Here is an 11265-nt window from a genome sequence, read left to right as displayed (position 1 = left end):
CCGTCCAGAGGGGTTCCGAATAGCGGTCCGATGAATCCCGGTCGGGGCGGGCCGGGGACGACAGCGAGAGGACGAGATGAACCACCACCGCGCGGGGCGGTCTCCCGCCACCACCGCCGCGACCTGTGCGACGGCCGCGGCCCTGGTGCTCCTCTCGCTCGTCGCGGTACCGGACCCGGTGGCGCCCGCCGGCCTGCCCGACCCGTCCCCCGCCAACAGCGGCCGGGAGCTGCCGCGCGTCGGCCCGGGTCCGGGCGGCACCGGGACCGGCACCGGCACCGGGCCCGCCCGCCCCGTGCCGGGGGAGGAGCCGGCGACCGACCGGCCGCGCGTCGCGCCCGCCCTGGCCCGCGCCACCGGGCCCGTCACCGCGTTCGTCGAGCTGGCCACCACCCCCGCCGCCAAGGCCTACCGCGACCAGCGGGCCCGGGGCGCGGGCGACCCGGCCGCCGCCGCCCTCGCGGCCCGCCACGTCACCGACGACGTCGCCGGCCGCGTCCTGGCCGCCCTGCGCGGCGCGGACCGCGCCACCCGCCAGGTCGCCACCACCCGCAACGCCGTCCCCGGCGTGATCGTCACCGCCGACGCCGCGCGGCTCCGCGAGCTGGCCGGCCGCCCCGACGTGCGCGCCGTGCGGCCCACCGTGCCCAAGGTCCTCCACAACGCCGCCGCCGCCCGGCTCACCCGCGTCGACCGGGTGTGGCGGGACGTCGGCCGGCGCGGCGAGGGCACGCGCATCGGCATCGTCGACACCGGCATCGACTACACGCACGCCGACTTCGGCGGCCCCGGCACCCCGGAGGCCTACGACGCCGTCGACCGCGCCGCGCCGTGGACGCCGACCGCGAAGGTCGTCGGCGGCCACGACTTCGCCGGCGACGACTACGACTCCAACGACCCGGACCGCGCCACGCCGAACCCCGACCCCAACCCGATGGACTGCCAGGGCCACGGCACCCACGTCGCGGGCACGGCCGCCGGGTACGGCGTGAACGCCGACGGCTCCACGTTCGACGGCGACCACGCCTCCCTCACCCCGGAGGCGCTGGCGGGCCTGGCGATCGGCCCCGGCGCCGCACCGGGGGCGCGGCTCTACGCGCTCAAGGTGTTCGGCTGCTCCGGCTCCACCTCCCTGGTCGGCCCGGCCCTCGACTGGTCCCTGGACCCCGACGGCGACGGCGACTTCGGCGACCGCCTCGACGTGGTGAACCTGTCCCTGGGCGCGGACTTCGGCGCGCAGGACGACCCGGACGCCCTGTTCGTGCGCAAGGCCGTCGAGCACGGCGTGGTGGTCGTGGCGGCGGCGGGCAACGGCGGCGACTTCTACGACGTCGGCGGCTCGCCGGCGAACACGCCCGAGGCGCTGGCCGTGGCCAACTCGCGCGACGCGTTCACGCTCCTCGACGGCGTCGAGGCGGACGGCGTGCTGCGGTCCGGCCAGTACAGCGTCGGCTACACCGGCTACGGCTCCCTCGACCGCGAGCTGCCGGTGGTGGGGGTCGCGGACGCCGCCAACGCCGACGGGTGCGCGCCGATCGACCAGGACCTCACCGGGCGGTTCGTCTGGCTGGAGTGGGACGAGGACGACGCGACCCGCGAGTGCGGCTCCGGTCCCCGCACCGACCACGCCGAGGCCGCGGGCGCGGAGGGCGTGCTGCTGCCGGCCACCAGCCCCGCGTTCAAGGCGGCCATCGCGGGCAACGAGGGCATCCCCGTCTTCCAGTTCACCGCCGCCGCGACGCGCGACGTCCGCCCCGCCCTCGACGCCGGCACGCTGCGGGTGCGCATGGCGGGCGCGCTGCGCGAGGCCTCGCCGACCACCACGCCCGAGCTGGCGGACACCATGACCCCGTCCTCGTCGCGCGGCGCGCGCGGCCCGGTCGCGGCGAAGCCCGACGTGTCCGCGCCCGGCGACACGATCCTGTCCGCCGCCGTCGGCACGGGGACCGGCTCGGCGAGCCTGGGCGGCACCTCGATGGCCGCGCCGCACGTGGCGGGCATCGCCGCCCTGGTCCGCGAGGCCCACCCGGACTGGTCGGTGAGGGAGGTCAAGGCCGCGGTGGTGAACACCGCGGGCGGCGTGGTGACCGACGGCGACGACCACGCCGCCGGCACGCCCGAGGCCCCGATGCGGGTCGGCGCGGGCCGGGTGGACGCGGCGCACGCCGTGGTGACGGACGTGCTGGCGATGGTCCGGGACGACGCGGGCGCGGTCGGCGTGACGTTCGGCCCGGTCGAGGCGGCGGCGCCGGTGGAGCTGACCAAGGTGCTGGAGGTGGTCAACAAGTCGTCCGCCTGGCGCACGGCCCGGCTGTCCTACGAGCCGGCGACCACCGTGCCGGGCGCGGACTTCCGGCTGTGGCCGCCGGTGCTGGTGGTGCCGCCGGGCCAGGCGGCGACGGCGGAGGTGACGCTGCGCGTCGAGCCGGGGGAGCTGCGCAAGACCGCCGACCCGACCGTCGAGAAGCGGCAGGCGGACCGGGCCAGGCAGTTCCTGGCCGAGGCGTCCGGCCGGGTGGTGGCGCGCGTGGGCGGGTCGGAGCTGCGCGTCCCCGTGTACGCGGCGCCGAAACCGGTCGCGGACGTGGAGGCGACCGACCTGGGCGGCGGCGCGGTGCGGCTGGTGGGCCGGGCGCTCGACCAGGGCGGGGGCGACCAGGCGTACCGGTCGCTGATGACCGCGTTCGAGCTGCACGGCACCAGCCCGGAGCTGCCCGACTGCGCCGGCGAGGTGAAGGTCGACTGCGCCCTCAACGCCTCCGCGAGGGGCGGCGACCTCCGGTACGTCGGCGCGGCCTCGGACGGCGAGCTGCTGGCGTTCGGCGTGGCGACCTGGCGGAACTGGGTGACGCTCGGCGCGGCGAACTCCCCGTGGATCCGGGTGGACACCAACGGCGACGGCGCGCACGACTACGTGGTGGAGGCGGTCAAGCCGACCGACGCGTTCGGCGCGGTCACCGCCGACGTGTGGCTGGCCCGGACCACCCGGGTGGCCGACGGCGAGGTGGTGGACGAGCAACCGCTCAACGGCCACCACGGCGACGTCGACACCAACCTGATGGACAGCGACGTCGTGGTGCTGCCGGTGGCGCTCACCGCGCTCGGCATCGACCCGGCGTCGGGGTCCGCGCGCCTGGCTTACACGGCCGGGGTGTCCGGCCAGTACCCGGCGCCGGGCAACGAGGCGGGGCTGGTCGACCGGATCGCCGAGCCGATGGCGTTCGACCCGCTGCGCCCGGGGCTGTCCCTGCGCGGCGGCTGGTCGTTCACCGCCACGGCGGGCGCGGAGCTGGAGGTGGTGCGCGAGCCGGCGGACCGGCCGGGCCGACTCCTGCTGCTGCACCACCACAACGCCACGGGCGACCGCGCGCAGGTGCTGGAACCGGCGGGCTGACCGGCGCCCGGTGGGCGCCCGACCCCGCCCGACCCCGATCACGGAGAGGCAGGTCGGGCGCACCCGGTTGGTCGTGCCGATTCCCCGTTCGTGATCGGCATACTCTGGCGAATGAGCTTCGTGGTCGGTCTGGACGCGGGTGGCACGAGCACCAGGGCCCTGGTGCTGGACCTGGACGGCACCCGCCTGGGCGCGGGCGTCGCGGGCGGCGCGAACCCCAACTCGCTCCCGCCCGCCCTCGCCGCCACGCACGTCCGCCAGGCCCTGACCGCCGCGCTGGACGGCCTGAACCCGGCGCGGGTGGAGGCCGGCGTCCTGGGCATGGCGGGGTCGAGCAAGGTGCTGTCGGACCCGGCGGTGGGCGAGCTGTTCGAGGCGGCGTGGAGCGACGCGGGCCTGCGCTGCCCGCTGCGCGTGGTGACCGACTGCGAGGCGGCGTTCGCGTCCGGTTCGGACACCCCGGACGGGACGGTCGTGGTGGCGGGCACGGGCTCGATCGCGGCCAGGATCGAGAACCACGCGCTGGTGTCGACCTCGGGCGGCTACGGCTGGCTGCTGGGCGACGAGGGCTCGGCGTTCTGGCTCGGCCGCGAAGCCGTGCGCGCCACCCTGCTGGCCCTCGAACGGGACGAGGTGGACGGCCTCGCCGCCGCCGTGCTGCGCCGGGCCGGGGTCCCCGAGGGCCCGCCGCGCGACCGCTGGCGCAGGCTGATCACCGCCGCGAACGCCGCGCCACCGGTCGACCTGGCCGGCTACGCCCCGCTGGTCACGGCGCACGCCGCCGCGCCGTCGGCGGACCGGATCATCACCGGGGCCGTCGAACACCTGACCGCCCTGGCCGAATCCACCCGCAGGAGTGGCGACACCACCCCGATCGTGTTGATGGGCGGCCTGGTCCACACCCGGTCGCTCGGCTCACGCCTGAAGCGGGAGCTGGCCACCCGCACGGGGGCCCCGGTGCGGACGGCCACCGAGGGCGCGGCGGGCGCGGCGTGGCTCGCGGCGGTGCGGGTCCTGGGCGAGTCCGCCCCCCGACCGACCTGAAACCCCGGCCCGCTCGCGAGCGAGGTCGACCGGCCGGACCGGGTCCGGATCAGGTCAGCTCGGACAACCACTGCTCGACGCCCGCGACGTGCACCGTGGCCCAGGACCGGGCCAGTTCGGGCTGGTGCGCGGCGAGCGCGTCGACGATCGAGCGGTGTTCGGCGACGGTCCGCGCGACCGCGCCCGCCTGCGTGATGCCGCGCCACACGCGAACCCGCACGGTCGGGCCGGCCAGCGTGTCCAGCAGCCGGGCGAGGTAGGCGTTGCCCGAGCACCGCGCGATGGCCCGGTGGAACTCCAGGTCGTGCTCGACCAGCTCGTCCACCGTTCGGGCGAATTCGGCGGTGTCGCACAGCGCCCGCAGTTCGGCGATCTCCTCCGACCCGACCCGCTGGGCCGCCAGCGCCACCGCCGCCGGTTCGAGGATGCGCCGGACCTGGAGGACCTCCAGCACCGAGTCCTCGCCCCGGTGCAGGTCGAGCACGAACGACAGCGCGCCGAGCAGGTCGTCGGCACGCAGGCTGGACACGTACGTGCCGTCGCCCTGGCGCACGTCCAGCACCCTGACCAGCGACAACGCCTTGACCGCCTCGCGCAGCGAGTTCCGCGAGAGCCCCAGCCGCTCGGCCAGGTCGGCTTCGCGCGGCAGCCGGTCCCCTGGTTTCAGCTCCCCGGAGACGATCATCTCCTTGACGCGCAGGATCGCGTCGTCGGTAACTGCCACGGCGTCCTCGACTCGTCCATAGACCTCGGATGTCTGGCGCCAAGTATGGGCCCACGGCGTCGGGGCGCGGGGGTGGACCGGCAGGGTGAACATTAACCTACTGCCAGTTTATTCCGTTATCTTATAACCATACGTGACGTGTCCGCCTGTTGCGGCCATAATGGTCTGGACCATTTGAGGAGGGGACCTTGGACACGGTTGTCGCAGCTCCGCGAGCACTGTTCGGTCGCACCATCACCGGTCCCGCTTGCGTGCGCATCAGCGCGGGCCGGATCGTCGAGGTGATCCAGGGCGCTCCGCCCGGGGACGCCGAGGTGCTGCCCGACGGCCTGCTCACCCCGGGCCTGGTGGACGTGCAGGTCAACGGGGCGGTCGGCGTCGACTTCGCCGAGGTTGACCCCGAGGGCATGGCCGCGGTGGCGAGAGCGCTCCCACAGACCGGCGTGACGCGCTTCCTGCCGACGTTGATCACCGCGCCGGTGCCGGTGGCCATCCGCCAGGCGCACGCCGTGCTGGCGGCGGCGGCCACCCTGGCCGAGCACGCCGGCGCCAAGCCGCTCGGCGTGCACCTGGAGGGGCCGTTCCTGTCGCCGAAGCGGGCGGGCGTGCACGACCCGGCGCTGATGGTGGCGCCCGGGCCGGCCGAGATCGACCTGCTCCTGAACGACGAGGTGCTGCGCCGCGCCCTGCGCATGGTGACCCTGGCGCCCGAGCAGCCGGGCGGCCTGGAAGCGGTGCGCCGCCTCGCCGCCGCCGGCGTGCTGGTGGCGGTCGGCCACAGCGACGCCACGGGCGAGCAGACCAGGGCCGCCGCCGAGGCGGGCGCCCGCATGGTGACGCACCTGTTCAACGCCCAGCGCCCGCTCGGCCACCGCGAACCGGGCGTGCCCGGCGTCGCCCTGGTGGACGACCGGTTCACCCTGGGCCTGATCGCCGACCTGGCGCACGTCGGCCCGGACGTCTGCCGCCTGGTGTTCAACGCGGCCGGCCACCGGGTCGCCCTGGTCACCGACGCGGTGGCCGCCGCCGGCATGCCGCCGGGCCGCTACCAGCTCGGTGGCGCGGACGTCCTGCTCACCGAGGACGGCGTGCCGCGCTCGCCGGAGGGCACCATCGCCGGCAGCGCCCTGACCCTGGACCGGGCCGTGCGCAACATCGTCTCGGTCGGCGTCGACGTCGCGGATGCGCTCGCCGCGACCACGATCATCCCGGCCGACGCCATCGGCGAACCCACCCTGGGCCGCCTGGAGCCGGGCGCGGTGGCCGACCTCGTCTGGTGGGACGAGGACCTCCGCCCCCGCAAGGTCTGGATCGACGGCGAGGTCGCCTACGACAGCACCCGCGACCTGGACGCCACCCGCACCCCGCTCAACACCGCCACCGTGGGCCTGGCCGCCGGCCAGTAACCCCACCTCCGGGCGCCGGTCCGCCCCCCACCCCCGGACCGGCGCCCCACCCCCCGCGCGTGTCCTCCACTCCGACACCGCGTGTCCTCCACTCGGGTAGCGCGAGTCGTCCACTGGGGTAGCGCGAGTCATACGTTCAAGACCACCGAGTCGTACGTTCAGGACACCCGTGTCGTACGCCCGGGACACCCGAGTTCAGCGTTCGGGCGAACTGAGCAGCCCCCGAATCAATCCAAGCGCGGCCCACCGACGGGATCGGTGGGCCGCGCTCGGGTCTGTGGACAACTCCCGGTCCTGTGGACAGGGGCTGAAGCGGCAGGTCAGGCGGGAAAGTCGCGGTCGCCCCGGGTCACCTGGTCCGCGTCACCTGGCCCAGGTCACCTGGTCCGCGTCACCTTGTTCAGCCCGCGAGGGCTGTCCGGGTCACCGCCGCGCGCCAGCGACAGCCCGTGCGCCACCCGCTGCACCGGCAGCACCTCCAGCACCGGCGCCACCTCCTCGGCCGTCTCCGGCACGGGGATCCGCAGCGCCGCCGACACCTTGTCCGCCCCCGACCCCACGGCCACCACGTCCGCCCCGCGCCCGTGCACCGCGTCCAGCACCTCGTGCATCGCGTCACCACCGCGCCCGGCGCTCGTCACCGCCAGCACGGCCGTCTCCGCGTCGACCGCCGCCACGGGGCCGTGCAGCAGGTCGGCCCCGCTGTACGCCCGCGCCGCCAGGTACGAGGTCTCGGCCAGCTTCAGCGCCGACTCCAGCGCGGTCGGCAGCGAGTACCCGCGCCCGGTCGTCAGCACCCGGTCCACGAACCGGTACCGGCGCACCGCCTCCGCCACCGCGTCGGACGACTGCTCCAGCGTCGCGGACGCCAGGTCGCCCAGCGGCGCCGCCGCCGCGCCGTTCCCGCCGCGGATGGCGTCCACCAGCAGGTACAGCGCGAGCAGCGTCGCCGAGTACGTCTTGGTCGCCGCCACGGCCCGCTCGACGCCCGCGCCGACGTCCACCGCCAGCTCGGCCGCCGCGTTCAGCGGCGACGACGCCGTGTTGGTCACCGCTACGGTCAGCGCGCCGCGCGCCCGCGCCGACTCGGTGACCTCCAGCAGGTCCGGCGAACCGCCCGACTGGGACACCGCCACGACCAGCACGTCCCGCAGGTCGGGCTGCGCGCCGTACAGCGTGGTCGTCGACGGCGACACCAGCCCGGCCGGCAGTTGCAGCAGCACCTCGGTCAGGTACTTCGCGTACAGCGCGGCGTGGTCGCTCGACCCGCGCGCCGCCAGCAGCACGAACCGCGGCCGCCGCGCCGAGATCACCTCGGCGACCGACGCGATCTCGGCGCGCCTCGCGACGAGGTCGGCGAAGACGCGGGGCTGCTCGGCGATCTCGGCCGCCATGTGGGCGCCGGGCTGGTGCTCGCTCATCGGGAATTCCCCCTACCGGGACGAGGTGGCGGCGGCGATGCGCTCTGCCGCGGCGCGCAGGCACACCCGGGAGCCGCCGTGGGTGTCGACGCGGGCGGTGGCGCCCAGGTCCGGACCCGGCACGCCGGTCTCGACGTGCACAAGGTCTAGACCAATCTTAACCAGTGACGACACCACGTCGCGAGCCCAGGGGAAGCGGTGTGCCTCACGCGTCACCACCACGACCGGGCGGTCGCCGGCGGCCGCCGCGACCTCCTCCGCCGACGCCGACGCGACCACCGTCGTGCCCGGGACCAGCTCCTCCAGGTAGGGCCCGAGCCCCCACGGCACGTCGCCGACCGCGATCGACGGCTCCACCGCCAGGTCCACCACCACCGGCGGTCCCGACAGCCGCAGCGACCCGCGCACCTCCAGGGCCTCCCGCGCCGCCGCCAACCCCAGCGACGGGTCGTGCCCGTCCACGGCCGACGGCGGCGTCCCCAGGGCGGCCGTCCGCCGCGCGGCCTCCTCCAACCGCTCCGGCGGCAGCACCCCGGACTCCACCGCGGCCACGATGGCGTCCACCAGCCACCGCAGCCCGTCGTCGTCCAGCGGCTCGCCGCCCAGGCACAGCGCGTCCACGCCGGCCACGAGCGCCCGCACGGACCCCTGCGCCAGGTCGCCGCCCACGGCCTTCATGTCCAGCCCGTCGGTGATCACCGCGCCGGTGAACCCCAGGTCCTCCCGCAGCACGCGCACCGCGGCCGGGTTCAGCGTGGCGGGCTCCGGGCCCCACTCCGGCACCACGAGGTGCCCGGTCATGACCGACCGCACCCCCGCCTCCACCGCCGCCCGGAACGGCACCAGCTCGACCTCCGCCAGCTCCGCCGCCGTCCGCGGCAGCACCGGCAGCGCCGCGTGCGAGTCCACCGTGGACGCGCCGTGGCCGGGGAAGTGCTTGGCGCACGCCGCCACGCCCACCGCCTGCATCCCCTCGACGAACGCCGCCACGTGCGCGCCCGCCGCCCGCGGGTCCGACCCGAACGACCGCACGCCGATCACCGGGTCGTCCAGCGTCAGCACCAGGTCCGCCGACGGCGCGAGGTTCAGGCTCACCCCGCACGCCGCCAGCCGCGCCGCCATCGACGCCGCCACCGCCCGGGTCAGCGCCGGGTCGCCCGCCGCGCCCAGCGCGTGGTTGCCCGGCACCTCCGACCCGTGCCCGGCGTCGAGCCGGGTGACGTCGCCGCCCTCCTCGTCGATCCCGATCACCACGTCGGCGCGGGCCGACCGCAGCTGCGCGCCCAACGCGGTCACCTGCGCGTCGTCCACGACGTTGCGGCCGAACAGCACCACACCGCCGAGCCCGTCCGCCACCCGCTTGACCAGCCAGTCCGGCGCCGAGGTCCCGTGGAACCCCGGCAGCAGCACACCCTGCGCGAGCCGGTGCAACGACATCCGGTCCTACCCCTTCACCGCACCGGCCGTGACACCGGTGACCATCTTGCGCTGCACGATCAGGAAGAACACCAGCACCGGCAGCGTGAACAGCGCCGAAGCCGCCATCGCGCCACCCCAGTCGGTGCCGAACGCGGTCTGGAACCCCGACAGCCACACCGGCAGCGTCTGGAGGTCCTGGTCCCGGATCAGCGACAGCGCGAACAGGAACTCGTTCCACGCGGTCACGAAGGCGAACACCGAGGTGGCCACCAGGCCCGGGCCCAGCAGCGGCAGCGTGACCCGGCGGAACGCGCCCCACCGGCCGCAGCCGTCCACCATCGCCGCCTCCTCCAGCTCCAGCGGGATGCCGTTGACGAACCCGCGCAGCGTCCACGCGCAGAACGGCAGCGTCACCGCGAAGTAGATCAGCGTCAGCGAGGGCAGCCGGTTGAGCAGGTCGAGGTCCCGCATCATCAGGAACATCGGGATCAGCAGCGCCTCGAACGGCGCCATCTGCGCCACCAGCATCATCATCACGAAGCCCTTGCGGCCCCGGAACCGCAGCCGGGACAGCGCCACCGCCGCCAGCAGGCCCACCACCAGCGCCGCCAGCACCGCGGTCAGCGTCACCAGCAGGCTGTTGCCAAGCGCGCCGAGGAAGCCAGGCTTCGTCCACGCGGTGGTGAAGTTCGCGTTCGTCACCGAGAACGGGATGAGGTCGTAGCCGGTGGTCAGCAGCTCGCTGCGCGGCTTGAGCGCGGTGGCGACCATCCAGTACGTCGGGAACGCGAAGAACAGCGCCACCAGCAGCGCGACCGCGTTCGCGGCCACCTTCTTGGCGATCACAGCGACCCCTCCTGGGAACGGACCAGCCGGCGCAGGTACTGGAAGGTCAGCAGGCCCAGCAGCGCGACCATGACCACGGACACCGCCGCCGCCACGCCGAAGTGGCTCTGCGAGATGCCCACGAGGTACTGGTAGACGGGCAGCGTGGTGCTGCCGCCGTCCGGGCCGCCCTTGCGCATCGCCCAGATCTGGGTGAACACCTTGAAGTCCCACAGCAGGGACAGGAACGTCACCATCAGCAGCAGCGGCCGCAGCTCCGGCCACGTCACCGCGCGGAACGTCTGCCACGCCGACGCGCCGTCGATGCCGGCCGCCTCGTACTGGTCCTTCGGGATGCCGATCGCGCCCGCGTACAGGGAGAACGCCAGGAACGGGATCGCCTGCCACACGATCAGCAGCCCGATCACGGCCAGCGTCGACGTGCCCGTGGAGAACCACGAGAACCCGGCGAAGCCGTCGAACCCGAGCTTGACCAGGGTCTTGTTGAGGATGCCGTACTGCTGGTCGAAGATCCACTGGTAGACGGTGGTGGCCGCGAGCAGCGGCATCGCCCACGCCAGCAGCATGGCGACCTGGAGCACGATCCTGACCACCGGGTTGATCTGCCGCATCAGCAGCGCGATCAGCAGGCCGGCGAGCACGGACGCCGCCACCACCGCGACGGTGAACACCACCGTGCGCACCGCGATCGCCCAGAACTCGGGGTCGGACAGGATCTCGGCGTAGTTGTCGAAGCCGGTCCACACGACCTCGCCGCGGGTCAGCTCGCGCAGGTTGAGCCTGCGGAAGCTCGTCACCAGCACGGACAGGACCGGCCAGCCGATCAGCCACAGGATGGCGACCAGCGCGGGGGCCAGCAGCAGGTAGGGCAGCGCCCGGTCGAAGGCGCCAGCCCGACGGCGCGGTGCGCCGCCCGGACGCGCGGCACGCCGCGGTGCCGACGAGGGGTTAGTCGGGACCCCGGCGCCCGGCGGGTCCACCGCCGTCAATCGCCAGTATCTTATAAAAAAA

The 11265-nt window shown here is 74.9% G+C and carries 8 protein-coding genes; 3 read left to right on the top strand and 5 right to left on the bottom strand.

All coding sequences use genetic code 11. From position 1 onward, the window contains the following. The first annotated feature begins 76 nt into the window (after positions 1-76). The gene (locus ACFV4N_RS17845) at positions 77-3394 is read left to right on the top strand and encodes a S8 family peptidase (protein ID WP_499673637.1); all 3318 of its coding nucleotides are present in this window, start codon (positions 77-79) and stop codon (positions 3392-3394) included. 111 nt (positions 3395-3505) lie between these two features. Continuing rightward, positions 3506-4438, top strand: a complete 933-nt coding sequence (locus tag ACFV4N_RS17840; protein WP_499673636.1) for an N-acetylglucosamine kinase — start codon at positions 3506-3508, stop codon at positions 4436-4438. A gap of 49 nt (positions 4439-4487) precedes the next feature. On the opposite strand, the gene ACFV4N_RS17835 is transcribed toward ACFV4N_RS17840, so the two are convergent. Then, entirely contained in the window at positions 4488-5162 is a 675-nt protein-coding gene (locus ACFV4N_RS17835; RefSeq protein WP_499673635.1) for a FadR/GntR family transcriptional regulator, read from the bottom strand. Positions 5163-5413: 251 nt separating this feature from the next. Here ACFV4N_RS17835 and nagA point away from each other — a divergent pair, with 251 nt between their 5' ends. Then, positions 5414-6568: an N-acetylglucosamine-6-phosphate deacetylase gene (nagA, locus tag ACFV4N_RS17830; RefSeq protein ID WP_499673634.1), complete on the top strand. Its 1155-nt coding sequence runs from the start codon at positions 5414-5416 to the stop codon at positions 6566-6568. A 377-nt stretch (positions 6569-6945) separates the two neighbouring features. On the opposite strand, the gene ACFV4N_RS17825 is transcribed toward nagA, so the two are convergent. The 4 genes from ACFV4N_RS17825 to ACFV4N_RS17810 are packed head-to-tail and all read right to left on the bottom strand — an operon-like array spanning position 6946 to position 11243. Continuing rightward, positions 6946-7989, bottom strand: coding sequence for an SIS domain-containing protein (locus tag ACFV4N_RS17825; RefSeq protein ID WP_499673633.1), 1044 nt, complete (start codon positions 7987-7989; stop codon positions 6946-6948). Positions 7990-8001: 12 nt separating this feature from the next. Then, positions 8002-9426, bottom strand: a complete 1425-nt coding sequence (locus ACFV4N_RS17820) for a glycoside hydrolase family 3 protein (RefSeq protein WP_499673632.1) — start codon at positions 9424-9426, stop codon at positions 8002-8004. 6 nt (positions 9427-9432) lie between these two features. Then, positions 9433-10254, bottom strand: coding sequence for a carbohydrate ABC transporter permease (locus ACFV4N_RS17815; RefSeq protein ID WP_499673631.1), 822 nt, complete (start codon positions 10252-10254; stop codon positions 9433-9435). Then, the gene (locus ACFV4N_RS17810) at positions 10251-11243 is read right to left on the bottom strand and encodes a carbohydrate ABC transporter permease (protein ID WP_499673658.1); all 993 of its coding nucleotides are present in this window, start codon (positions 11241-11243) and stop codon (positions 10251-10253) included. Before ACFV4N_RS17810 ends, ACFV4N_RS17815 begins: the two co-directional genes overlap by 4 nt. Positions 11244-11265 lie beyond the last annotated feature (22 nt).

Origin of the sequence: Actinosynnema sp. NPDC059797 (assembly GCF_042732085.1) — a bacterium.
In the GTDB taxonomy this organism is placed as follows: Bacteria; Actinomycetota; Actinomycetes; order Mycobacteriales; family Pseudonocardiaceae; genus Actinosynnema.
The sequence above is the reverse complement of the archived record's forward strand: the minus strand, read 5'-3'. Positions and strand labels throughout refer to the sequence as shown.